Consider the following 25,895-nt stretch of genomic DNA (forward strand, 5'->3'; position numbering starts at 1 on the left):
GGATTTCTGTGTTCTTATTTTTTATGCTTCATCATCAGAATCGTCGCCTTCGTCTTCAGACTCTTCCTCTTCTTCTGAATCATCATCTTCGTCTTCTTCATCTGTACCTTCATCTTCAAGTACTTCTAAGACTGGTTTCACTCGTTCTATTGAGTCGTCTTCGATAACATTTCCATCTTCATCAACAACAGTTTCTGCTACATCATCTTTCATTACTTTAGTAACCGCTGCAATCGAATCATTTCCTTTGATGTTGATTAGTTTCACGCCTTGTGTGGCGCGTCCCATAACTCTTAAGTCTTCGACAGCCATTCTGATAGTTAATCCAGATTTGTTGATAATCATCAAATCATCCGCATCGGTAACCGCATTTATCGAAATCAGTTTACCTGTTTTCTCGGTAATATTTAAAGTTTTAACTCCTTTACCACCACGATTTGTAATTCTGTATTCGTCAAGGCTTGAACGTTTTCCGTAACCATTTTCGGCAACGACTAAAATTTCGCTGTTCATATCGTTTACAGTAACCATGCCAATTACTTCATCGGTATCATCTTTAAGGGTAATTCCACGAACTCCGGAAGCTGTTCTTCCCATCGGACGGGTTTTAGTTTCTTCAAAACGAACCAATTTACCTGATTTTACGGCTAATATAATTTGACTTTCCCCATTAGTTAATTTTGCTTCCAATAGTTCATCGCCTTCTTTAATGGTAATTGCAGCAACACCATTTACCCTTGGTTTAGAATATTTCTCTAAAGATGTTTTCTTCACCTGACCTTTTTTAGTCACCATAATAAGGTTGTGGCTTTTAATGTACTCTTGATCTTTTAGATCTTGTGTACAAATAAAGGCTTTTACTTTATCGTCACTTTCAATATTTACCAAATTTTGGATTGCTCTCCCTTTTGCGGTTTTGCTTCCTTCCGGTATTTCATAAACACGCATCCAGAAACATTTTCCTTTTTGAGTGAAGAACATCATATATTGGTGATTTGTTGCCACAAACATATGCTCCAAGAAATCCTGATCTCTTGTTCCGGCACTTTTTTGTCCAACTCCTCCTCTATTTTGTGTTTTGTATTCAGTAAGGTTTGTACGTTTGATGTAACCTGCGTGAGAAATGGTAATTACCACATTCTCATCGGCAATTAAATCTTCAATACTTACATCTCCACCGGAATATTCAATTATAGAACGACGTTCATCGCCATATTTTTCACGAATTTCTGTAAGTTCTTCTTTAATCAAAGCAATTCTTAAGTTAACATCGGCCAATAAAGCTCTTAAATGCTCTATCAACTTCATGATTTCATCATATTCATTCCTCAACTTGTCTTGTTCAAGACCTGTCAATTGACGCAAACGCATTTCAACAATGGCACGAGACTGAATATCTGATAATTTGAATCTTTCGATTAATTTCTCTCTTGCTTCTTCGGTGCTTTTTGAAGCTTTGATTAAGGCAATTACTTCATCAATATTATCTGAAGCAATAATTAATCCTTCAAGAATATGCGCTCTTTCTTCGGCTTTACGTAATTCGAATTTTGTTCTACGCGTTACAACATCATGACGGTGCTCTACAAAATAGTGAATCATTTCTTTTAGATTCAACATTTGCGGACGACCTTTTACCAATGCAATATTATTTACACTGAATGAAGATTGTAATTGTGTAAATTTATAAAGCGTATTTAAAACGACATTCGGTGTAGCATCGCGTTTCAGGATATAAACGATACGCATACCATTTCTATCCGATTCGTCACGAATATTCGCTATTCCTTCTATTTTTTTATCATTAACCAAATCCGCAGTACGCTTAATCATGTCTGCTTTATTGACCTGGTATGGAATTTCGGTTACAATAATGCATTCTCTGCCATCTACTTCTTCAAAACCAACTTTGGCGCGCATTACAATACGTCCTCTACCGGTTTTAAATGCTTCACGAACGCCTTCATATCCATATATTATACCACCAGTTGGAAAATCCGGTGCTTTAATATGGTTCATCAATTCGTCAATTTCAATATCATTATTATCCATGTAAGCCAACGTTCCGTTGATTACTTCGGTAAGGTTATGAGGCGGCATATTGGTTGCCATACCAACGGCAATTCCGGTTGCTCCATTTATTAATAAAGTTGGAACACGGGTCGGCATTACTTTTGGCTCATATAAAGTATCATCAAAATTCAACTGAAAATCTACAGTCTCTTTTTCGATATCAGCCATTATTTCTTCAGAAATTTTACGCATTCTGGCTTCCGTATAACGCATCGCAGCAGGACTATCGCCATCTACAGAACCAAAGTTACCCTGACCGTCAACTAACAAATAACGTAAACTCCATTCTTGTGCCATACGAACCATAGCATCATAAACTGATGTATCGCCGTGTGGATGGTACTTACCTAAAACTTCTCCAACAATTCTTGCAGATTTTTTATGGGCTTTATTAGAAAAAACTCCTAAATCATACATACCATAAAGTACTCTTCGATGTACTGGTTTCAAACCGTCTCTAACATCTGGAAGTGCTCTTGATACAATTACTGACATCGAGTAATCGATGTAAGCTGATTTCATTTCATCTTCAATGTTAATAGGAATTAACTTTTCTCCGTCAGACATATTATATAGTTATATTAAAAATTATATTGTTTTAAAAAATCCTGCTAATATAACCTTTCTCAATTATTTTTAGCGTATATTTATCTATAAATTTACTCGATTTATTAACAAATTTTAAATCCTTTTCAGTTGATAAATTAATTAACATTTAACTTATATTCTTAAATATTTTTTGTCACTTAGCTGACAGTACTTCTATCAGGTACAATTTTTGCATTTGCTTTTTTATTCACTAAATTTACAATACCAATTATATTTATTATGGATGATAATTTTTCACCAAGAGTAAAAGATGTTATAACTTACAGCAAAGAAGAAGCCTTACGTTTAGGTCACGACTTTATTGGAACGGAACATCTTATGCTCGGTATTTTGAGAGATGGCAACGGTAAAGCAATAGATATATTGAATAATCTTTCTATTGACCTGGATTTTTTACGTCGAAAAGTAGAAATTCTAAGCCCAGCCAATCCAAACATTGAAATTAACAACGAAAAGAAAAATTTACATCTTACCCGTCAAGCGGAAAGAGCGCTAAAAACCACTTTTCTTGAAGCCAAAGTTTTTCAAAGTACTTTAATCAGTACTGCCCATCTTTTGTTATGCATTCTTAGAAACGAAAACGATCCCACAACCAAGCTGTTAAATAAACTAAAAATTGATTACGACACAGCTAAAGAACAATATCTAAATATGACGCCAAATAACAACGAAGAAGAATTCTTGGAAAATTTACCAAGAGCGTCCGACTCTTATAACGAAGATTCCGGACAAGATGACAGTCTTAAAGAAGGTAATTTTAACAGTCCCGGCAATAAATCCAACAAAAAATCAAAAACTCCGGTTCTTGATAATTTTGGACGCGATTTAACCGAAATGGCCGAAGAAGGAAAACTCGATCCTGTAGTGGGTCGTGAAAAAGAAATCGAACGGGTTTCTCAAATTTTGAGTCGCCGTAAAAAGAACAATCCCCTACTAATTGGAGAACCAGGAGTTGGTAAATCCGCTATTGCCGAAGGTTTGGCATTGCGAATAATCCAAAAGAAAGTCTCTCGAATTTTATTCAATAAACGTGTCGTAACCCTTGATTTGGCGAGTTTAGTTGCCGGAACAAAATACCGCGGACAGTTTGAGGAACGCATGAAGGCCGTGATGAACGAATTAGAAAAGAATGACGATATTATTCTCTTTATTGATGAAATTCACACTATTGTTGGTGCCGGTGGCGCAACAGGTTCTTTGGATGCTTCCAATATGTTTAAACCTGCATTGGCAAGAGGCGAAATCCAGTGTATTGGAGCAACAACGCTAGACGAATACCGTCAATATATTGAAAAAGACGGTGCATTGGAAAGACGTTTTCAAAAAGTAATTGTAGAGCCAACATCTGTTGAAGAAACGATTACCATTTTGAACAACATCAAGAACAAATACGAAGACCATCACAATGTAACTTATACTCCGGAAGCTATTGAAGCTTGTGTGAAATTAACGAATCGCTACATGTCAGAACGTTTTCTTCCAGACAAAGCTATTGATGCTTTAGACGAGGCAGGATCTCGTGTTCACATTATAAACATTGATGTTCCAATTCAGGTTTTGGATTTAGAACGTCAATTGGAAGAAGTGCGAGAATTGAAAAATACTGTTGTCAAAAAACAGAAATATGAAGAAGCGGCAAAACTTCGTGATGACGAAAAACGCATCGAAAAAGATTTAGCCATCGCTCAGGAACAATGGGAAGAAGATGCTAAAAGCAACAGGATTCAAGTTACCGAAGATAACGTTGCTGATGTGGTTTCTATGATGACCGGAATTCCTGTAAATCGTATTGCTCAAACTGAAAGTAACAAATTAGCCAAACTACCTGAACTTATTCAAGGCAAGGTAATTGGTCAAGATGAAGCAGTAATGAAAATTGCCCGTTCCATTCAAAGAAATCGCGCCGGATTGAAAGATCCAAACCGACCAATTGGTTCGTTTATTTTCTTGGGACAAACCGGGGTTGGAAAAACGCAATTGGCAAAAGTATTGGCACAAGAATTATTCGATTCAGAAGATGCGTTGGTACGTATTGACATGAGTGAATATATGGAAAAATTTGCTATTTCCCGTTTAGTTGGAGCACCTCCGGGATATGTTGGATACGAAGAAGGCGGACAATTAACAGAGAAAGTTCGTAGAAAACCTTATTGTGTTGTGCTACTTGATGAGATAGAAAAAGCACATCCTGATGTTTTCAATATGATGCTTCAAGTTTTAGATGACGGATATTTAACAGATAGTTTAGGTCGAAAAATCGATTTTAAAAATACAATTATCATCATGACATCCAATATTGGGGCACGTCAGTTGAAAGATTTTGGTCAGGGAGTTGGTTTTGGAACTGCGGCAAAAATTTCTCAAGCAGATGATAACTCAAAAAGTATCATTGAAAATGCATTGAAAAAAGCCTTTGCTCCTGAATTCCTAAACAGAATTGATGACGTAATTGTATTTAATGCCTTGGAAAAACACGATATTGATTTAATTATCGAAATCGAATTAAAAAAATTGTATGCTCGTGTAAAAGAATTAGGATATAATCTGAGTCTTTCTGATGAAGCAAAAGCCTATATCGCCGAGAAAGGTTTCGACAAACAATTTGGTGCTAGACCATTAAAAAGAGCGATTCAAAAATATGTTGAAGATGCTTTGGCAGAAGAGATTATCACCTCAAAAATTGCAACAGGAGATGAAATTTTTATGGATTTAGACGACACTTCGCAAGAATTAACTGTCACTATTAAAAAAGAAGAAAAGCCTACTAATTAGTAGGTTTTTCTTTCTTAAAACAATTCCGTTCAAATTTATATCCTTTTCAAAAAAAAGAGTAATTTAGATCATAGTTTCAATCAATACAATTATATGTTACAAGATAAAGTTATCCTCGGAAGTGAAGAATGGTGCTCTTTCCCTGAATTAGGAATTCCAACCATCAAAGCCCGTGTAGATTCTGGTGCCAAGACTTCTGCACTGCATGCTATTAATATAGCTCCTTTCATTAAAAATGACGCAAATTGGGTGAAATTTGATATCAATCCAATTCAAAATAACCTAAAAACCGTTATTCATTGCGAAGCCCCTTTGGTTGATAAAAGAATCGTCAAAAGTTCCAGTGGATTTAGAGAACAACGTTATGTAATTCAGACTACATTAGATATTGGAAATGCGAATTGGACCATCGAAATGACCTTGACCAATCGAGATTCAATGGGTTTCCGAATGTTATTGGGTCGTGAAGCCATGAGCGGAAGAGTACTTGTAGATCCTGAGAAAAAATATCTTTTAGGCCAGCCATCAATAGAAAATTTGAAAACCCTTTATCAAAATTCTGAAGAAAATAAAAAAGGGTTACGAATTGGAGTCTTGGCCAGTAATCCGGAATTGTACAGTAACAAACGAATTATGGAAGCCGGTGCTATTCGTGGTCATGAGATGCACTTTTTGAACATCAAGGAATGTTACATGAAATTGGATGCCACAAAACCTGAAATTCATTACCGTGGAGGAAGGGTTTTAGATAATTTCGATGCTATCATTCCGAGAATTCGCCCAAGCATTACTTTTTATGGCTGTGCCTTGACACGCCAGTTTGAAGCATTAAAAGTATATTGTTTAAATTCCGCTTCAGCTATAACCCAATCGCGTGACAAACTGTATTCCTTACAATTATTATTGAATCATGGTGTAGAAATACCAACAACAGGATTTGCGAATTCTCCTTTGGATACCGATGATTTGATAAAAATGGTTGGTGGATCTCCTCTAATCGTAAAACTTTTGGAAGGAACACAAGGTAAAGGTGTCGTTTTGGCAGAAACAAAAAAGGCAGCAGAAAGTGTTATTAATGCTTTTAAAAGTCTGAATGCTAATATTTTAGTTCAGGAATTCATTAAAGAAGCCAACGGGAAAGACATCCGTTGTTTTGTAATCGATGGAAAAGTTGTTGCGGCAATCCAAAGAGAAGCTTTACCAGGAGAATTTAGGGCCAATATTCATTTAGGAGGAACAGCTTCAGTTATAAAAGTAACAGCTGAGGAAAAAAGAATTGCAATTAAAGCAACCAAAGCGATGGATTTAAAAGTCGCCGGAGTAGATATTATCCGTTCTTCTAAAGGACCATTACTCTTAGAAGTGAATTCCTCTCCAGGTCTAGAAGGAATTGAAGGTGCTACAAATAAAGATATTGCTGGTGAAATGATTAAAGCTATCGAAAAGAATTTCAAATATAAAATTTAAATAGAACTATAAAATGAACCTTATTCTGACCTTGTTTTAATGTTACATGGTTCATTTTAATTTTAAATCAAAAAAGGGTTGAAGCTTAAAAACTTCAACCCTTTTTTTGTAAAATTAACTTCTAATTGGTTTTAATTAATTAAACAAATCTTCTTCTATCTGAAAACTATTCAAAAAATCTACAGTTTTCACAATATCATAATGTAAAATTCGGTCTTCTTTTACAAAAGGAACTTCTTCACGATACGATTTCAGGAACATTTCTATAAACTCACTTGATTGTAAAGGTTTTCTAAATTCAATGGCTTGCGAAGCATTCATTAATTCAATTGCCAGAATTCGTTCTAAATTATCCATGATGCGTAACGCTTTCGTAGCCGCATTGGCCCCCATACTTACATGATCTTCCTGGCCGTTTGAGGAAACAATACTATCTATACTCGCAGGCGTTGCTAACTGTTTATTCTGACTGGCAATACTTGCCGCTGTATATTGTGGAATCATAAAACCAGAATTCAATCCTGGATTATCAACCAAAAAGGCTGGAAGATTGCGCAATCCTGAAATCAACTGATAGGTTCTTCTTTCGGAAATACTTCCTAATTCTGCCAAAGCAATCGCAAGAAAATCTAATGAAATGGCCAAAGGCTGTCCGTGAAAATTCCCACCGGAAATGATTTGGTCGCTTTCAATAAATATATTTGGATTATCTGTTACCGAGTTAATTTCGGTCTTAAATACTTTTTTTACATAATCAATCGCATCTTTCGAAGCTCCGTGTACTTGCGGAATGCAACGGAAAGAATAAGGATCCTGCACATGCGCTTTTTCCTGAGCTATAATTTGACTTCCTTCTAAGAATTCATTCACACGATTGGCAGTCACAATTTGTCCTTTATGGGGACGAATAAAATGAATCAATTCGTTGAAGGGTTCCTGACGTCCATCAAATCCTTCCAATGAAATCGTTCCGATTAAATCGGCTAAATAAGAATACTTACAAGCTTTAATCAAAATGTATGCACCATAAGCACTCATAAATTGGGTTCCGTTTAATAATGCCAAACCTTCTTTTGACTGCAAAACGATAACTTTCCATCCAAAATGCTCTAAAACAACTTTCGAATGTACTTTCTCACCATTAAAATACACATCGCCTTCTCCTAAAAGCGGCAAGGATAAATGTGCCAATGGAGCCAAATCACCGGAAGCACCAAGAGAACCTTGCGTATAAATTACAGGTAAAATATCATTATTATAAAAATCAATCAACCGCTCAACTGTGACAAGTTGTACTCCTGAATAGCCATAACTCAACGACTGTATTTTCAATAGCAACATCATTTTTACAATGTCCTGAGGAACTTCTTCACCGGTTCCGCAAGCGTGCGATTTTACCAGATTTTCCTGTAATTGCGAAAGATTTTCATTCGAAATTTGCACATTACAAAGTGACCCGAAGCCAGTATTTATGCCATAAATGGGTTTACCATGCGATTGCATTTTTTTATCTAAATATTCTCGGCATTTTTGGATGTTAACTTTTGCTTCTTCTGATAGCGCCAGTTCTTTATGATGGGAGATGATTTCTTGTAAAACTTCTAAAGTCAGTACATCGGTACTGATATAATGGGAATTATCCATGTTCTTATTTTTTGTTGCCCAAAATTCCGTAAATACGAGTTAATAAACAAGGTTTGTTAATAATATTTAAAATAATAATAACACTTTGAAAAATTACTTACTTTTGAATAACTATTAAAACCAACCCATGAAAAACACAATTTATCTATTACTTGTTCTTGTTTTAGCTTCATTTACAACTCCTAAAGAAACGATTACACTTTCAGGAAAAATCACTAATACGGAAGATGGGAAAATCAGAATTAAAGGCGAATCTTTCGAAAAAGAAATCACTTTAAATGCCGACGGAACTTTCTCTGAAACCTTCCCAATAGATTACATAGGAACTTATACCATTGGAACTGCCAAAAACAGAACCTCACTTTATTTGTCAAATGGAACAAAATTAGTCCTTACAGCCGATGATAAAGACTTTAATACAACACTGAAATTTGCCGGAAAAGGAAGTATTGAAAATCAATATATTGTTGAAAAAACAAAAGTAACTGCAGCAATCACAAATGAAGCACTCTATAAATTAGATGAAATTGAATTCTTAAAAAAGATCAATGAAATCAAAAGTTCTATTTTGGCTCTTTATGATAAAACTAAATTTTCTGATAACAATTTTAAAGAAAAAGAAGCTAAGAACATTACATATTTAGAGCAGCTTTATCTTCTGAACTACCCGAGTTACCATACTCATTATGCTAAAATTGAAGGTTTTAAAGCCTCTGAAAGTTTTCCGAAATTTGATGACAAAATCAATCTAGATGATGATGCTGACTATTTATTTTCGAATACCTATAAGCAAATTGTAAATGCTAAATTCAATAAAAATATTGAAGCTCAATTAGCTAATGAAGAGGAACTGACAGCAAAATTCGCTCTTCCATTAATTAAAACTATTAAAAGCCAGAATATTAAAAATGCATTGGTTCAAAATTTATCCTATGAAGTTAGCGCCGGAAATATTGATGCCGAAAAATTATACAACGAGTTAATCCTTCTTTCCACTGATACTAAATTCAAAGAAAATTTGACTCTAAAGTTTAGTAAAATCAAAACTTTAGCAATTGGAAAACCTTCTCCAAAATTTGATTATGAAAACCATAAAGGAGGTAAAACATCGTTAGAAAGCCTCAAAGGAAAGTACGTTTATGTAGATGTTTGGGCTACTTGGTGCGGACCTTGTCGCAAAGAAATTCCATCTCTTAAAAAAGTAGAAGAACAATATCATGGAAAAAATATCGAGTTCGTAAGTATTTCTATTGACGCACTGAAAGACCACGAAAAATGGAACAAATTTGTCACCGAAAAACAATTAGGCGGAATTCAGTTGTTTGCTGATAAAGACTGGAATTCACAATTTGTAAAAGAATATGCAATTGATGGAATTCCGAGATTCATTCTTATTGGCCCAAATGGTGATATTATCAGCGCCGATGCACCTCGCCCATCAGATCCAAAATTGGTGGATTTATTCAATAATATGAAAATATAATTTACTAAAAGCCCTTCAATTGAAGGGCTTTTTTATGCAATAATATGCAAATACGCTTCTCCTAAAGTCGCAATAATATCCGAAGCAATAAAGGATTGATAACTCATTTCGGGGAAAGCAATATCGGCGGTTAATCCGTGTAAGTAAACGCCCAATATCGCCGCATCAATCGGTTCATAGGATTGTGCGACAAGACTCGTAATAATTCCTGTCAAAACATCTCCGCTTCCGGCTGTTGCCAAAGCCTGATTTCCTGTAGTATTTTCATAAACAGTTGCACCATCAATAATAAGTGTTGGCGCTCCTTTTATAACTATAACCAGATTATGTTCAATAGATAATTCTTTTACTTTTTCAAATTTTTCCACCTCCGAATCCCAATTACCAATCAATCTTTCTAATTCTTTTAAATGTGGTGTAAGAATTGTTTTTTTAGGCAATATTGATAACCATTCTTTATTTTGAGAAAGAATATTTAGCGCATCAGCATCTATAACTAATGGTAAATCATTCATTTTTAAAAAATTAAAAAAGGCATGTTGGGTATCCGGATGCTGCCCCATTCCTATTCCAATTCCTATGGCTTGTAATTTTAAATCAAAATTTATGTCTGTAATATGTTCCAAAAAATCATCTGTAATGACCATCACTTCAGGAACTGAAATTTGCACAATTTCATAGCCACATTTGGGAATAAAAGCCGTCACTAAACCGCAACCGGATTTCAAGCATGCTTTTGAAGCCAACACCACCGATCCGATTTTTCCATAACTCCCGCCAATAATAAGCGCATGCCCCTGAATTCCTTTGTGTGTATACTTATCAATAGGTTTGTATCTTTTTATGATTTCGTGTTTGTCAATCTGGCAATGATTACTCATAAGAATTATTTTTTTGTCAACTCTAAATTTACGAATTATTGAGATAACAATAGAATTGAAAAAGCAATAATTTAAAAGAGAAATTGAAAATATAAATTCATTGCATATACCTTATAAACGAGAGAATTTAGCCTCTTTGTCTCTTTGCCACTCCGTAAAAAATCAATATATTAGCGACTTCAAATTTATATACAACACAAAATGAAAAATACAGCATTAACGCACGTTCACGAAAGTTTAGGAGCAAAAATGGTTCCGTTTGCAGGCTACAATATGCCTGTTTTATATGAAGGAGTAAACATTGAGCACGAAACGGTTCGTAATGGTGTAGGTGTTTTTGATGTTTCTCACATGGGGGAATTCTTTTTGAAAGGTGAAAATGCTTTGGCTTTAATCCAAAAAGTTACCTCAAATGATGCTTCTAAATTAGTAGACGGAAAGGCACAATATTCTTGTTTACCAAATAATGACGGTGGAATTGTGGACGATTTAATCGTTTATAAAATAGCTGACAATAATTATATGTTGGTGGTGAATGCTTCTAACATCGAAAAAGACTGGAATTGGATTTCATCTCACAATGATTTGGGTGTAGAAATGGAAAATCGTTCGGATGCTTATTCTTTATTGGCCATCCAAGGACCAAAAGCAGCAGAAGCCATGCAATCATTGACTTCAATTGACTTAATCAATATGCCTTATTACTCTTTTCAAATTGGTGATTTTGCCGGTGTGAAAGACGTTACTGTTTCGGCTACCGGATATACTGGTTCTGGAGGATTTGAGATTTATTTCAAAAATGAAGATGCCGAATTAATTTGGAACAAAATATTTGAAGCAGGTGCTTCTTTCGGAATTAAGCCAATTGGTTTAGCCGCGCGTGATACTTTGCGTTTAGAAATGGGCTTCTGTTTATACGGAAATGACATTAACGATACTACTTCGCCATTAGAAGCTGGTTTGGGTTGGATTACGAAATTTGACAAAGAATTTACTAATTCAGCTAACCTGAAAAAACAAAAAGAAGAAGGAGTTTCTAAAAAATTAGTGGCTTTCGAAATGCAAGAACGTGCAGTTCCTCGTCACGATTATGAAATCGTTGACAAGGACGGAAACGTTATCGGAATTGTAACTTCAGGAACAATGTCGCCATCCATGAATAAAGGAATTGGTTTAGGTTATGTTCCAACAGATTTATCGACTGTTGATAGTGAAATTTTCATCAGAATCAGAAAAAATGATGTTCCTGCGAAAGTAGTAAAATTACCATTTTACAAGAAATAATAGTATTTGAAAAAAAGTAAAATAATTATATTTTTACACCGTTAAAAAAAATTAGAAATGGGAAGAGCATTTGAGTTCCGAAAAGGTAGAAAAATGAAACGTTGGTCGGCAATGGCCAAAGCCTTTACCAGAATTGGTAAAGATATTGTAATGGCCGTTAAGGAAGGTGGTCCAAATCCAGAAGCGAATTCCAGATTAAGAGCCGTTATTCAGAATTCCAAGGCAGCGAATATGCCAAAAGAAAACGTAGAACGTGCGATTAAGAAAGCGACTGATAAAGATACGGCAAACTATAAAGAAGTTTTGTTTGAAGGCTACGCGCCACACGGAATTGCGATTCTTGTCGAAACGGCTACCGACAATAACAACAGAACTGTTGCCAATGTTAGAAGTTATTTTAATAAATGTAACGGAACTATGGGAACACAAGGTTCGGTTGAATTTATGTTTGACCATACTTGTAATTTCAGAATTCCAAGAGGAAATATTGATCCCGAAGAATTAGAATTGGAATTAATCGATTTTGGTGCAGAAGAAGTTTTTGAAGATGAAGATGGAATTTTAATCTATGCCCCTTTTGGAAGTTTTGGAACCATTCAAAAAGAATTAGAACACCGAGGTTTGGAAATCCTTTCTTCCGGTTTTGAAAGAATTCCTCAAATTACCAAAAAACTGACTGAAGCGGAAATGGCTGATGTGGAGAAATTAATTGAAAAAATAGAAGAAGATGATGACGTAATGAACGTGTATCATACCATGGAAGAATAAATTACAATATTCTTTTGCTCCAATATAACTTGTCATTCCTACAATGGAGAGATTCCTCCTTCGTCGCAATGACAAAATCATAAAAAACAAAAAACTCCAGAATATCTGGAGTTTTTTTATATCTCAAAAATAGAACAATCTATTTTATAAATTCAATTTTTTGAGCTTCTTCTTCGTTGATGCTATCAAAGAAACCTTGTTCATTCATCCAGTCATCACTAAATACTTTACTCATATAACGTGAACCATGATCTGGAAAAATCGCAATTACATTACTGTTTTTGTCAAATTCTCCTTCTTCAGCATATTGTTTGATGGCTTGTAAAACTGCTCCTGAAGTATACCCTACAAATAAACCTTCTCGTTTAGCAATTTCTCTTGTGGCGTGAGCACTTTCCTCATCAGTAACTTTGATGAATTTGTCTATTAAATCAAAATCTGTAGCGGTTGGGATCAGATTTTTTCCTAATCCTTCGATTCGGTATGGATAAATCTCATCATTATCGAATTCTTTGGTTTCATGGTATTTTTTTAATACCGAACCAAAAGCATCAACACCAAGAATTCTAATATTTGGATTTTGCTCTTTCAAATACTTAGCAGTTCCAGAAATGGTTCCTCCTGTTCCACTACAGCATATAAGATGTGTAATTTTACCTGACGTTTGTTCCCAAATTTCCGGACCAGTTGATTTATAATGAGCTTCAATATTTAAATCATTGAAATATTGATTTATATAAACTGAACCTTTGGTTTCTTCATGCAAACGTTTGGCAACATTATAGTAGGAACGTTCATCATCAGCAGATACGTGAGCCGGGCAAACATAAACTTTTGCGCCAAGACTGCGAAGCATATCAATTTTGTCTTTTGATGATTTTGAACTAACTGCCAAAATGCAGTTATATCCTTTGATAATGCTAACCATTGCTAAACTAAAACCTGTGTTACCAGATGTTGTTTCAATAATGGTGTCGCCGGGAGTAAGTATCCCTCTTTTTTCTGCTTCTTCGATTATGAATAATGCAATTCTATCTTTAGTGGAATGTCCGGGATTAAAGGCTTCAACCTTTGCATAAAAATTACCTACTAAATTTTCGGTAACCTTATTGAGCTTAATAAGTGGTGTATTCCCTATTAATTCCAAGACATTATTATAGGCTTTTATTTCTTCTTTCATAAAAAAATAGTTAATCAAGGTAAAAATTTTAATATTTATTAACCTCAAATACGGGCAAATTTAAGTAAAATTTTTTTAATTACTTTTTAATTCCTTCTAAATCTAACAAAAAACTAAATTCCTTAGCTAATTCTTTCAGTGCTTCAAACCTTCCGGAAGCTCCACCGTGTCCTGCATCCATGTTCGTATCCAGTAATAAAAGATTATTATCGGTTTTCAAAGTACGCAATTTAGCTACCCATTTAGCTGGTTCCCAGTACTGTACCTGAGAATCATGTAGACCTGTTGACACATACATATTAGGATAATCTTGTGATTTCACATTGTCGTAAGGCGAATACGATTTCATATATTCATAATATTTTTTAACATTTGGATTTCCCCATTCGTCATATTCTCCAGTCGTTAATGGTATTGTATCGTCTAACATCGTCGTTACAACATCTACAAAAGCAACTTGGGCAATTATTCCATGGTATAATTCAGGCGCCATATTTACAACAGCTCCCATTAATAATCCCCCTGCAGAACCGCCTTCGGCATATAAATGTTCCGGTGATGTGTATTTCTCCGCAATTAAAAATTTGGAACAATCAATAAAATCGGTGAAGGTGTTTTTCTTTTTTAATAATTTTCCATGCTCATACCAATTTCTTCCTAAATCTTCGCCGCCACGAATATGGGCAATGGCAAAAATAAATCCTCTATCCAATAAACTCAATCGTGTGGAAGAAAAAGTGGCGTCCATAGAATAGCCATACGATCCATAAGCATATTGAAGCAAGGGATTGCTACCGTCTTTCTTTAATCCTTTTCTATACACCATAGAAATCGGAATTTTGGTTCCATCGGCTGCCGTTGCCCAAACACGTTCTTCGGTATAATTATTTTTGTCAAATTTGCCTCCAAGAACCTGTTGCTCTTTTTTGATTTCTTTCTCTTTAGTTCTCATATTGAAATCGATAACAGAAGAAGGGGTCGTCATCGATTGGTAGCTGTAACGTAAAATATCGGTCTCAAAATCTACATTAGCTCCCGTGCTGGCGGTATAGGTTTCACTTTCAAAAGGCAAATAATATTCTCCTCTTCCACTCCAGGGCATAATTCTAATTTTATTCAAACCATTGGAACGTTCTTCAACAACCAGAAAATCTTTGAAAATTTCGATATCTTCCAACAAAACATCTTCTCTGTGCGCAATAATTTCTACCCAATTCTCTTTTGATGTTGCTGTTTCAAGCGTTTTCATCAATTTAAAATTCTCGGCTTTGTCCTTATTGGTCATAATATAAAAACTGTCACCGTAATGATTAATGCTGTATTCTAATCCTCGAACCCTTTTTTGGAAAATTCTGAATTTCCCATCCGGATTATCAGCTTCAAGTATTCTATATTCAGTGGTCAGCGTACTTCCCGACTCTATTGCCAAATATTTTCTGGATTTAGATTTCGCAATTTCAACATTAAAGGTTTCGTCTTTTTCAAAATAAACCAAAACATCGGCTGTTGGATTTGAACCCAATTGGTGTTTGAAAATTTTATCCGAACGCAACGTAACGGCATCTTGAGTAGAGTAAAAAATAGTTTTATTATCATTAGCCCAAACTGCAGTGCCGGTGACATTTTCGATGATATCATCTAAAATAGCATCCGTTTCTAAGTTCTTAACTTTTAGCGTATAAATTCTTCTTCCAATCGTATCTATCGAGAAAGTGGCAAATTTATTATCCGGACTAATACTCATGCCTCCCAATTGAAAAAAAGAATGCCCTTTGGACAAATCATTACAATTGAATAATATTTCTTCTTTTGCAGTAAGGCTTCCTTTTTTACGGGAATAAATAGGATAATCTTTTCCGGTTTCAAAACGAGTGTTGTAGTAATAACCATTATATAAGTAAGGAACGGATTCGTCATCTTCCTTAATTCTGCTCTTCATTTCTTCAAATAATGCTGCTTGCAAATCTTTAGTATGGGCAGTCATTTTTTTATAATAGTCATTCTCTTTATTCAGATAATCAATCACTTCCGGATTTTCTCTATCATTCAGCCAAAAGTAATTGTCGATTCTCGTATGACCGAATTTCTCTAATTCTTTAAGTATTGTTTTAGCAACTGGCGGTTGTATATTTTCTGTCATTTTTGGACTAATCTTTAGATAATGAATATACAAAAATAAGACAATGAAAACCAAAATGACTGCTTTTTAATATATTTCTTACTAGTTTTTACAACTGTAATTCCTTAAATTTGTACTTCAATAATTAAAAATACAGATCATGGATTTAATGGGAATGATGGGTAAACTAAGAGAGACCCAACAAAAAATAGAGGAAACTAAAAAAAGATTAGATACCGTTTTAATAGACGAACAAAGCAGTGACAGTTTATTAAAAGTAACGGTGACGGCTAACAACAAAATTAAATCAATCACCATTGACGATACTTTATTGGAAGACAAAGACCAATTGGAAGATTATTTGATTTTAGTGATGAACAAAGCCATCGAAAAAGCTACCGCTGTAAATCAGGCAGAATTGGATGCGGTTACAAAAGTAGATTTGCCAAGTATTCCGGGAATGGAAGACATGTTCAAATAAAAATTTTATAAAAACCCTTTCAGCTTTTAAAATTCTGAAAGGGTTTTTCATTATTGGCTTAATTCGTTTTGACAACAATTCTTTCCAAAGTATCCAAAACATAACTATGCATCACTTCTCTATAATCCAAATGGGTCACAATTCTTAGTTTGCCCTGCCCCATAGAACTGATATGAATGTTTCTTTCTTTGAGTTTTTCAATAAGCAAATGCTCATTTAAACCTTTTTTTACCGAAAAAATCAAAATATTGGTTTCCACCGGTTCTACTTTCTCAATCCAGTTTAGTTTTGCAAGAACGGCTCCTAATTCTTTGGCACGTCTGTGGTCTTCCGCTAATCTTTCGATATTATGGTCCAAAGCATAAAGTCCTGCCGCAGCCAAATAACCTACCTGACGCATGCCGCCTCCAAGAATCTTTCTGATTCTCAAAGCCCTGTTAATCGTAGCTTTGTCCGATAGTAAAACAGAACCAATCGGAGCACCCAAACCTTTGGATAAACAAACCGAAATGGTATGAAATACTTTTCCATACGCCGCAGGATCATCATTGGTAGCTACCAAAGCATTCCAAATTCGGGCACCATCCAAATGGAATTTCAAATTATGATGATCGCAAACCTGTCTGATTTTTTTAAATTCCTCAAAATCATAACAAGCGCCACCGCCTTTATTGGTCGTGTTTTCTACACAAACCAAACTCGTCAGCGGACTATGATAAAATTCCGGCGGATTAATCGCTCCTGCCACTTGCTCTGCGGTAATCATTCCGCGATTTCCGTCCAATAAACAACAGGAAACCCCGCTGTTAAAAGAAGCGCCTCCACCTTCATAATTATAAACATGCGCCCATTTATCGGCGATTAATTGATCTCCGGGTTGCGTGTGAAGTTTAATGGCGGTCTGGTTGGCCATCGTTCCCGAAGGAAAAAAAAGCCCTGCTTCCATCCCGAACATTGCGGCCACTCTGGCTTCGAGTTCAATAACCGTTGGATCTTGTTTATACACATCGTCCCCTACTTCGGCCTGAAACATAAAACGCAACATTTCGGGCGTTGGTTTCGTAACGGTATCACTAACTAAATTTATTTCCATAATATCAAAAGGATGTCTTATTTTTGTGTCAAATATTGGTGAATTTTTATTCGAAGCTATTCCTGCTATCCGCTTTATCTTTTCCTGGCTAAAGAAGCCAGAAAAAGGATACCGCTGCTATCAGGGCTAAAAACTGGTGCTACGATAAAAATTGACTGCAAAATTACATAATTTATGACAACTACCGAACAAATAAAAGGTATTGTAGAGCGCCTTGGTGCGTTGAGGAGGTATCTTTGACGTTGATGCCAAATTAATTGAAATTACCAACGAAGAAGAAAAAACGTTAGCACCCGATTTTTGGAACAATCCCAAAGAAGCCGAAATCTATGTCAAAAACCTTCGTTCCAAGAAAAAATGGGTAGAAGATTACAATAAAGCAGTCGAAATGACTGACGAATTGCAATTGGCTTACGAGTTTTATAAAGAAGGGGAACTTTCAGCAGAAGAATTAGACGAGCAATACGCTAAAACAGCCCATCATATCGAGGCTATCGAATTCAAAAACATGTTGTCCGATGAGGGCGACAGTTTGAGTGCCGTAGTACAAATTACAGCCGGAGCCGGTGGAACCGAAAGTTGCGATTGGGCCGAAATGCTGATGCGTATGTATATGATGTGGGGCGAAAAATCCGGGTATAAAATTAAGGAACTGAATTTCCAAAAAGGAGAAGCAGCTGGTATAAAAACCGTAACCCTTGAGTTTGAAGGCGATTATTCTTTCGGTTATCTAAAAGGCGAAAACGGCGTGCATCGATTGGTGCGTATTTCTCCTTTTGACAGCAATGCCAAGCGTCACACTTCATTTGCTTCCGTTTATGTTTATCCGCTTGTAGATGATAGTATCGAAATTGATATTAATCCTGCCGATATCGAAATTACAACTTCGCGATCCAGCGGTGCAGGAGGACAAAATGTAAATAAAGTGGAAACCAAAGTACAATTGTTTCATAAACCAACCGGAATTCAAATACAATGTTCAGAAACACGTTCGCAACAAGATAACAGACAACGTGCAATGCAAATGTTACGATCTCAATTATACGAAATTGAGTTAAAAAAGAAACAGGCACAACGCGCAGATATCGAAGCCGGGAAAATGAAAATAGAATGGGGTTCACAAATTAGAAATTACGTGATGCAACCCTATAAGTTAGTTAAAGATGTCCGCACTGGTTATGAAACCAGCGATGTCGATGGCGTGATGAATGGAGAAATCGACGAATTCCTGAAAGCCTTTTTAATGATGATGGGACAAAAGAACGAGGAATAATATTCTATAATTAAATTATAAATATTAAAAAACTCCAGAGATTTCTGGAGTTTTTTATTTTATAAAATGATTCTAAACCGTTTTGTTAGCATGAGCATTCACAACTTTTCTAAATCCAGAAATCTTGTGAAAAAGATGCTAGCTGAAAGTTATTTTAATAAACTAGTTGATGTTATTATCTGACAATTCGTTTGGATACATAATCTCATTTATTCTGTCTATGTAAATCTGTTTCACAATGACTGTTCCGGCAATATAATCGTGAACAGCTCTTTTTCTTGGATTTGTCAGTAAAACAATGAATTCACTATATATCCATATATTACTTGCCCAAGTATAAATTAGAAAAAATATTGGAGACAAAGACATTAAATATTGTGAACGTTGAATCCAACCTAAATCATTATAAACTGTTTCATCCGCTTTTAACAAGCAAACAACCATCAAAATACTGCTAAATAAAGTTAAAACCAATAAAACCGAATGTCTCAAAAAAGCTTCTTTCCAATCTATTGGTTTACCATTTATCTGTATTATTTTTATTCCCATAATTAATTTTCCGGGCGTTCCGCCATATTTTTTTGGAAGGTAAATTTGAAACCATAATCCAAATAATAAGTTAGGAATTAGTGTGTAAAAAAACGCATTTACACTAAGACCGTTTAGATATAAAATTAAAATAACCACTGGTATCACAATTAAAAAATCTAAAATTAGTGAAGCAAATCGCGAACCGAATCCTGCATAAATGTTATCATTAATTCCTTCAATTTGTAGTGGCATTTGTATGTTTTCCATTTTTTATTTTGTTTTATTTCTGTTTAAATATATTTTTATTCGGAATAATTGTTAGTCCAATGCCTATATAATTTCCTGTCACATTGTGTTTTGAAATTGAAGTATCACCATTAATATTAGTTGTTGCAATACCCTCGTAAATATAATTTTCAAATTGATAATGAGATTTAGCATTAAATTTTAATAACATTGGTTTAGTAGCCAAATTTAAAGAGAGACCCAGATTTAAACCAAAATATATTGGAAATTCTCTTGAATACTCAACAACACTTGTTTGACTACTATACCCCTCAGATGAAAAACCACTTAAGGAATATCCTTCGTCTCTACCGTATGGATTAAAAGAAAATTCAATTCCTGAATTCAATGAGAAATAAGTTTTATCTGTTAATTTAAAATAATATTCCGTTTCTAAAGGAAAAATCAACAACGAATACGGACCGCTTGCAGTTTCTATACTTATTACGTTACCATTATTAAGTTTATAAAATTTTTGTTCTTTTAAATTAAAAGAGGAATAAATTGCAGCAATTTTTATATTAAGATTGTTTTTTTGATAGAAGTTATAAACTAAACCAAAATTTAATGTTTGAAAAGGGACCCACTCATATAAATTTGGATTACTTGTATTTTCTGTGAACATTAAATTACTACCAAATTCAAGACCTAGTTTAAAGTATTTTTCTTTGAATAAATATTCAGCATTTTGTGAAAAACCAAAAGAGGATACCAAAAGCAATAAAATTATTATCCTTTCAATTTTCATGTTACTTTTTTTGGGTTAAAATTTATTATAATTTGTTATATGAAAATATTTCCTTGAAATCATCTCCATTTCAACACTAAATAAAATAACTCACGCTGCAAAATCGGGTTTTATTTCCTACAAATATAGAAGTTTAATATTCAAATCCTAATCACAATTGTTTGTTTTCTGGCTACCCTTGTCAATCAATTATAACTTTACCCAAAATTTTATTTCATTATAAATGAAGGCGTTTGTTTTTAAGAAGTTAATCCATTTGGAATTTAAGTAACAATGTGTTTAATTTGAGAAAAATAACACAAACTAATCTACAATTAATGAAAACCTATTCCATCCAGCAAATAAACGATATCCTAAAAGGTGTCATCGTGGGAAATACTACACAAAGTATAACCGCTCCAGAGCAACTGGAAATGGCAAAAGACACTGAAATTTCTTTTATCGGAAGTAAAAAATACGAGAAATTATGGGAAACATCAAAAGCCTGTGCGGCCATAGTTAACGAAGATATTTCGATTGAACCAGGCGAAAACAGGGCTTTCATAAAAGTGAAAAATGCAGATTTGGCCATGTCTCAGGTATTGGAACTTTTTGCTCCACCTACTCCATTATTTGATACCGACATCCATCCGACAGCGGTTGTTGATAAAACGGCCACAATTGGAAACGGGACCAGAATTGGAGCCGGCAGTTATGTAGGTCCAAATGTTCAGCTTGGCGAAAATGTTACCCTTTATCCAAATGTCACGATTCTTGATGAATGTACGATAGGAAAAAATACGGTAATCTGGTCCGGAGCTGTAGTTCGGGAACGTTGTCATATTGGTATGGATTGTATTTTACATCCTAACTCGACTATTGGTGCTGATGGTTTCGGATTTCGACCTGATCCGGAAAGGGGTTTGGTAAAAGTGCCACAAATTGGAAATGTAGTTTTAGGAAATGGTGTTGAAATTGGTGCCAATTCCTGTGTTGACAGAGGCAAATTCAGCTCAACTGTTTTAGGTGATGGTTGTAAGATTGACAATTTAGTACAGATTGGCCATAACAGCAAACTGGGTAAATTCTGTATCATGGCAGGACATAGCGGATTAGCCGGCTCAGTAACTTTAGGAAATGGAGTTATTATTGGCGGAAGCGCTTCTATAAAAGACCATATCACCATTGGAGACGGAGCGATGGTTGGTGCTGGTTCAGGAGTAGCAGCAGATGTACCCGCAGGAAAAACGGTATTAGGTTATCCCGCAGTAGATGCCAGAGATGCTTTGAAACAATGGGCGATTTTAAAACGATTGGCTAAGAATTAATACATTAAAAAATAGCTTTAAAACAAAAAACCATTCGCCTCGACGAATGGTTTTTTTATGAATTATAACTAAACTATTATAAGAATAAACTAAGGAAATAGTAAACCAATGCGGCTAAAATAGCTGAAACGGGAATCGTTAAAACCCATGCCCACATCAAACTTACCGTTACACCCCAGCGCACTGCAGAAATACGTTTTGTCAAACCAACTCCAATAATTGATCCTGTAATGGTATGTGTAGTACTCACAGGAATTTTTAAATGTTCTGTAAAATATAATGTCAATGCTCCAGCAGTTTCTGCTGCAACACCCTCAAATGAAGTTACTTTTGTGATTTTTGAACCCATGGTTTTTACAATTTTCCAACCACCACTAAGTGTTCCCAATGCAATAGCAGAATAACAGGCTAATGGAATCCAACCTGGCATTTTAAATGAACCGTCTTCTTTTGGAAGCACAACATCCAGCCAATCTGGTAAACTTTCTTGCGCAACCCCACTGGTATGAATATAAACTGCTACGGCTGCGGCAATAATACCCATAACTTTTTGTGAATCATTTCCACCGTGTCCTAAACTAAAAGAGGCAGAAGACAACAATTGCATTTTTCGCAACCAAAAAGCAGATTGATTTTGGTTTAAACTGCTAAAAAACAAACAGAACGAGCTTATTGATAATATAATGAAAGCAACCAAAAACCATTTTAAATTGTGTGCTTCAAATGCAACACTCCAAAAATGAGATTCGAAACGAGGATGTCCTTTCTTTATTATGTCGTCATAATAATGCATCTGGCTCATTACAAACCAAATAGTTACAGCCATTAGAGCCAATGTAAATATTTTTGGGTAAATACTTTTTTTGGAAGCATTTAAAAGCCAAATCGAAATAAAATAAGAAACCAAAGCACCTAATAATGGAGCCAAAACAATAAAAGAAATGATAATAAAAACCCCGGAAGGCATTCCTCCATCTTTTCCTGCTGTATACCAGTTCACTACATCAAAACCAGCATGTGCAATCGCAGCACCCGCAAAACCTCCAATTAAAGTATGGGAAGAACTCGATGGAATTCCATACCACCACGTTAATAAATTCCAACAAATGGCTGCTATAACTCCGGCGAGAATAACCACCAGATTAATATCCATTGTATTTGCTGTTTTTGCTACGGTATCTGCAACCCCAAAACCGAAAACCCAATAGGCTAAAAAGTTGAAAAAGGCAGCCCAAAGTACAGCTTGAAAAGGAGACAATACTTTTGTGGCAACAACGGTAGCAATAGCATTGGCAGCATCATGAAAACCATTGATGTAATCAAAAATTAAAGCCAGTACTATAATAACTATAAGTAGAGTAAATTCCATAAATATGATTTCAGAATGAAACTGATTGTTTTAAGAATGTTTTACGGAAATAGCCTCCAAAATACTTGCAGCACTTTTACATTTATCCGTTGCCGATTCTAAAACAGACAATACTTCTTTGTATTTGATGATATTTTTTGCGTCAGTTTCATTTTCAAATAACTCAGCTACTGCTTTATCATAAACATTATCCGATTTATTTTCCAATTTATTAATCCTTACACAAGCATCAGTAATATTCTTGATGTTTTTAAAATTTCTTAATTCTCTTACAGCAATATCAATATTTTGACAAGCTTCAAGATTAATTTCTGTCAGTTTCCTGATAGATTTCGTAATTTTATCTACATGGTAAAGTCTCATTCTGCTTGCTGCTCCATGAAGGTTACCGGCTACATTGTCAATTGAAGTAATCAAGGAATGAATGTCTTCTCTGTCAAAAGGAGTGATGAAATTTCTGCTTAATTCAAGATTGGTTTTATGGGTAATCTCCTCAATATTAGCTTCTAGCTCCTCGATTTTTTTGTAATATTCTTCTCTTTCACTTTTAGGAGCATTAACTGCTTCATGTAATGTTTGAGCCAGCAAAATCAAATTTGATGAAGCTTGTTCGAATAAAGGAAAGAACTTTCTATCTTTCGGAACCAAAAATTGGAAAATATTGTTTAGTGACATAGTTTATGTTATTTAATGGGTGCAAATGTATTGTTTAAATGTTAAGCCAATGTTAAATTAATGTAAACTAGAGGTTAGGAAATTGGTTTCTTATCAATTTAAATTATTACAAATTTACATTACTTTTTTATTTGAATCGTTTTTGTAATTTAGCGCACCTAAAATTATCGTTTACATAATCAAAAGATAAATACACACAACCACATCATATGGACTTAAACTTCAACAAAAACGAAGATCACAACAAACTGTTACTCTCTGATTTAAAGCATAAATTTGCCAAAGTAAAACTCGGTGGCGGAGAAAAACGCATCGCAAAACTACATGCCGAAGGCAAAATGACCGCTCGTGAACGTATTGATTATTTGCTTGACGCCAATGCTAAAAGCATCGAAATCGGAGCTTTTGTTGGAAAAGGAATGTATGAAGAACATGGTGGTTGCCCATCCGGCGGTGTTGTTGTAAAAATGGGTTATGTAAAAGGTAAGCAATGTATTGTTGTTGCCAATGATGCCACAGTAAAAGCTGGTGCCTGGTTTCCTATCACAGCTAAAAAGAATTTGCGCGCACAGGAAATCGCGATGGAAAATAAATTACCAATTATCTATTTAGTTGACAGTGCCGGTGTTTATTTGCCGTTACAAGACGAAATATTCCCTGATAAAGAACACTTTGGTCGTATATTCAGAAACAATGCCATCATGAGCAGCATGGGAATTACTCAAATTGCTGCCGTTATGGGAAGCTGTGTGGCTGGTGGTGCCTATCTTCCAATCATGAGTGACGAAGCTTTAATTGTAGATAAAACCGGAAGTATTTTCTTGGCAGGAAGTTATTTGGTAAAAGCGGCCATTGGTGAAAACATAGATAATGAAACACTTGGCGGTGCTACAACACATTGCGAAATTTCAGGTGTTACGGATTATAAAGCCAAAGATGATAAAGACGCTTTAGATAAAATAAAAAATATAGTCGACAAAATTGGTGATTTTGATAAAGCGGGTTACAACCGAATTAAAGCCGAGAAACCAACTTTAGACGAAAATGATATTTACGGAATTCTTCCAAAAGCCAGAAATGAACAATATGACATGATGGAAATCATCAATCGTCTGGTTGATAATTCTGAATTTGAAGCCTATAAAGACGGTTACGGTCAATCCTTAATTACCGGTTACGCCAGAATAGATGGCTGGGCTGTTGGAATTGTTGCCAATCAACGAAAAGTAGTCAAAACCAAAAACGGCGAAATGCAGTTTGGCGGTGTTATTTATTCTGATTCCGCTGATAAAGCCACTCGTTTTATTGCGAATTGCAACCAAAAGAAAATTCCGTTGGTTTTTGTTCAGGATGTAACTGGTTTCATGGTCGGAAGTAAATCTGAACATGGCGGAATTATAAAAGACGGAGCCAAAATGGTAAATGCCGTAAGTAATTCTGTAGTTCCAAAATTTACTGTAATCGTAGGAAATTCATACGGTGCAGGAAATTACGCCATGTGTGGTAAAGCTTTCGATCCAAGACTAATTTTTGCCTGGCCAAGTGCAGAATTAGCCGTTATGGGCGGAACACAAGCCGCAAAAGTATTGGCACAAATTGAAGCTTCTTCGCTAAAAGGAAAAGGAGAAATAGTAGATGAAGCCAAAGAAAAAGAGTTATTCGATAAAATAAAAGCGCGTTACGACGACCAGGTTTCTCCATATTATGCAGCATCACGACTTTGGACTGATGCCATTATTGATCCTTTAGATACCAGAACCTGGATTTCTATGGGAATTGAAGCCGCAAACCACTCACCTATTGAAAAGAAATTTAATCTGGGTGTGATTCAGGTTTAATTTTAAACATAAAAT

At 35.1% G+C, this 25,895-nt stretch carries 19 protein-coding genes; 9 read left to right on the forward strand and 10 right to left on the reverse strand.

Going from position 1 to position 25,895, the window contains the following annotated elements:
• Positions 1-21: 21 nt before the first annotated feature.
• Complete coding sequence (gene gyrA, locus VI621_RS03805; RefSeq protein ID WP_324217048.1) at positions 22-2,640, reverse strand: DNA gyrase subunit A; 2,619 nt, start codon at positions 2,638-2,640, stop codon at positions 22-24.
• A gap of 261 nt (positions 2,641-2,901) precedes the next feature.
• Between gyrA and VI621_RS03810 the strand changes: the two genes are divergently transcribed.
• On the forward strand, positions 2,902-5,454 hold the full coding sequence (locus VI621_RS03810) for an ATP-dependent Clp protease ATP-binding subunit (protein WP_324217049.1): 2,553 nt from the start codon (positions 2,902-2,904) through the stop codon (positions 5,452-5,454).
• 93 nt (positions 5,455-5,547) lie between these two features.
• A complete protein-coding gene (gene rimK, locus VI621_RS03815; RefSeq protein WP_324217050.1) occupies positions 5,548-6,921 on the forward strand; it encodes a 30S ribosomal protein S6--L-glutamate ligase in 1,374 nt (457 codons plus the stop codon).
• A gap of 135 nt (positions 6,922-7,056) precedes the next feature.
• Here the strand turns inward: rimK and hutH are convergent, their stop codons facing one another.
• Positions 7,057-8,565 carry a histidine ammonia-lyase gene (gene hutH / locus VI621_RS03820; RefSeq protein WP_324217051.1) on the reverse strand — a complete coding sequence of 503 codons (1,509 nt, stop codon included), beginning with the start codon at positions 8,563-8,565 and terminating at the stop codon, positions 7,057-7,059.
• A gap of 127 nt (positions 8,566-8,692) precedes the next feature.
• Between hutH and VI621_RS03825 the strand changes: the two genes are divergently transcribed.
• A complete protein-coding gene (locus tag VI621_RS03825; protein WP_324217052.1) occupies positions 8,693-10,048 on the forward strand; it encodes a TlpA disulfide reductase family protein in 1,356 nt (451 codons plus the stop codon).
• 32 nt (positions 10,049-10,080) lie between these two features.
• On the opposite strand, the gene VI621_RS03830 is transcribed toward VI621_RS03825, so the two are convergent.
• A complete protein-coding gene (locus VI621_RS03830; RefSeq protein WP_324217053.1) occupies positions 10,081-10,929 on the reverse strand; it encodes an NAD(P)H-hydrate dehydratase in 849 nt (282 codons plus the stop codon).
• A 201-nt stretch (positions 10,930-11,130) separates the two neighbouring features.
• On the opposite strand from VI621_RS03830, the gene gcvT reads away from it, so the two are divergent.
• Together gcvT and VI621_RS03840 are read left to right on the forward strand one after the other, a co-directional pair.
• Complete coding sequence (gcvT, locus tag VI621_RS03835; RefSeq protein ID WP_324217054.1) at positions 11,131-12,213, forward strand: glycine cleavage system aminomethyltransferase GcvT; 1,083 nt, start codon at positions 11,131-11,133, stop codon at positions 12,211-12,213.
• A 57-nt stretch (positions 12,214-12,270) separates the two neighbouring features.
• Positions 12,271-12,981, forward strand: a complete 711-nt coding sequence (locus VI621_RS03840) for a YebC/PmpR family DNA-binding transcriptional regulator (RefSeq protein ID WP_324217055.1) — start codon at positions 12,271-12,273, stop codon at positions 12,979-12,981.
• Between the two features lie 139 nt (positions 12,982-13,120).
• Here VI621_RS03840 and VI621_RS03845 read toward each other — a convergent pair whose 3' ends face one another.
• Both VI621_RS03845 and VI621_RS03850 read right to left on the reverse strand, forming a co-directional pair.
• A complete protein-coding gene (locus VI621_RS03845) occupies positions 13,121-14,161 on the reverse strand; it encodes a cysteine synthase family protein (protein WP_324217056.1) in 1,041 nt (346 codons plus the stop codon).
• 79 nt (positions 14,162-14,240) lie between these two features.
• On the reverse strand, positions 14,241-16,301 hold the full coding sequence (locus tag VI621_RS03850) for a S9 family peptidase (RefSeq protein ID WP_324217057.1): 2,061 nt from the start codon (positions 16,299-16,301) through the stop codon (positions 14,241-14,243).
• A 139-nt stretch (positions 16,302-16,440) separates the two neighbouring features.
• On the opposite strand from VI621_RS03850, the gene VI621_RS03855 reads away from it, so the two are divergent.
• Positions 16,441-16,761, forward strand: a complete 321-nt coding sequence (locus tag VI621_RS03855) for a YbaB/EbfC family nucleoid-associated protein (RefSeq protein ID WP_324217058.1) — start codon at positions 16,441-16,443, stop codon at positions 16,759-16,761.
• Positions 16,762-16,819: 58 nt separating this feature from the next.
• On the opposite strand, the gene VI621_RS03860 is transcribed toward VI621_RS03855, so the two are convergent.
• On the reverse strand, positions 16,820-17,854 hold the full coding sequence (locus VI621_RS03860) for a GntG family PLP-dependent aldolase (RefSeq protein WP_324217059.1): 1,035 nt from the start codon (positions 17,852-17,854) through the stop codon (positions 16,820-16,822).
• Between the two features lie 174 nt (positions 17,855-18,028).
• Between VI621_RS03860 and prfB the strand changes: the two genes are divergently transcribed.
• Positions 18,029-19,127, forward strand: a protein-coding gene (gene prfB, locus VI621_RS03865; protein WP_324217060.1) for a peptide chain release factor 2 whose coding sequence is annotated in 2 segments (ribosomal slippage) — positions 18,029-18,091 and positions 18,093-19,127 — 1,098 coding nt in all. Because the reading frame shifts where the segments join, the coding sequence is not laid out codon by codon here.
• 162 nt (positions 19,128-19,289) lie between these two features.
• Here the strand turns inward: prfB and VI621_RS03870 are convergent.
• Together VI621_RS03870 and VI621_RS03875 are read right to left on the reverse strand one after the other, a co-directional pair.
• Complete coding sequence (locus VI621_RS03870; protein ID WP_324217061.1) at positions 19,290-19,925, reverse strand: RDD family protein; 636 nt, start codon at positions 19,923-19,925, stop codon at positions 19,290-19,292.
• Between the two features lie 13 nt (positions 19,926-19,938).
• The gene (locus VI621_RS03875) at positions 19,939-20,691 is read right to left on the reverse strand and encodes a hypothetical protein (protein ID WP_324217062.1); all 753 of its coding nucleotides are present in this window, start codon (positions 20,689-20,691) and stop codon (positions 19,939-19,941) included.
• Positions 20,692-21,008: 317 nt separating this feature from the next.
• On the opposite strand from VI621_RS03875, the gene lpxD reads away from it, so the two are divergent.
• Positions 21,009-21,998, forward strand: a complete 990-nt coding sequence (gene lpxD / locus VI621_RS03880) for a UDP-3-O-(3-hydroxymyristoyl)glucosamine N-acyltransferase (RefSeq protein WP_324217063.1) — start codon at positions 21,009-21,011, stop codon at positions 21,996-21,998.
• Between the two features lie 76 nt (positions 21,999-22,074).
• On the opposite strand, the gene VI621_RS03885 is transcribed toward lpxD, so the two are convergent.
• Positions 22,075-23,367 carry an inorganic phosphate transporter gene (locus tag VI621_RS03885; protein ID WP_324217064.1) on the reverse strand — a complete coding sequence of 431 codons (1,293 nt, stop codon included), beginning with the start codon at positions 23,365-23,367 and terminating at the stop codon, positions 22,075-22,077.
• A 30-nt stretch (positions 23,368-23,397) separates the two neighbouring features.
• Positions 23,398-24,042, reverse strand: coding sequence for a DUF47 domain-containing protein (locus VI621_RS03890; protein ID WP_324217065.1), 645 nt, complete (start codon positions 24,040-24,042; stop codon positions 23,398-23,400).
• Between the two features lie 209 nt (positions 24,043-24,251).
• Here VI621_RS03890 and VI621_RS03895 point away from each other — a divergent pair, with 209 nt between their 5' ends.
• The gene (locus tag VI621_RS03895) at positions 24,252-25,880 is read left to right on the forward strand and encodes an acyl-CoA carboxylase subunit beta (protein WP_324217066.1); all 1,629 of its coding nucleotides are present in this window, start codon (positions 24,252-24,254) and stop codon (positions 25,878-25,880) included.
• Positions 25,881-25,895 lie beyond the last annotated feature (15 nt).

Source organism: Flavobacterium sp. (genome assembly GCF_035292545.1).
In the GTDB taxonomy this organism is placed as follows: Bacteria; Bacteroidota; Bacteroidia; order Flavobacteriales; family Flavobacteriaceae; genus Flavobacterium.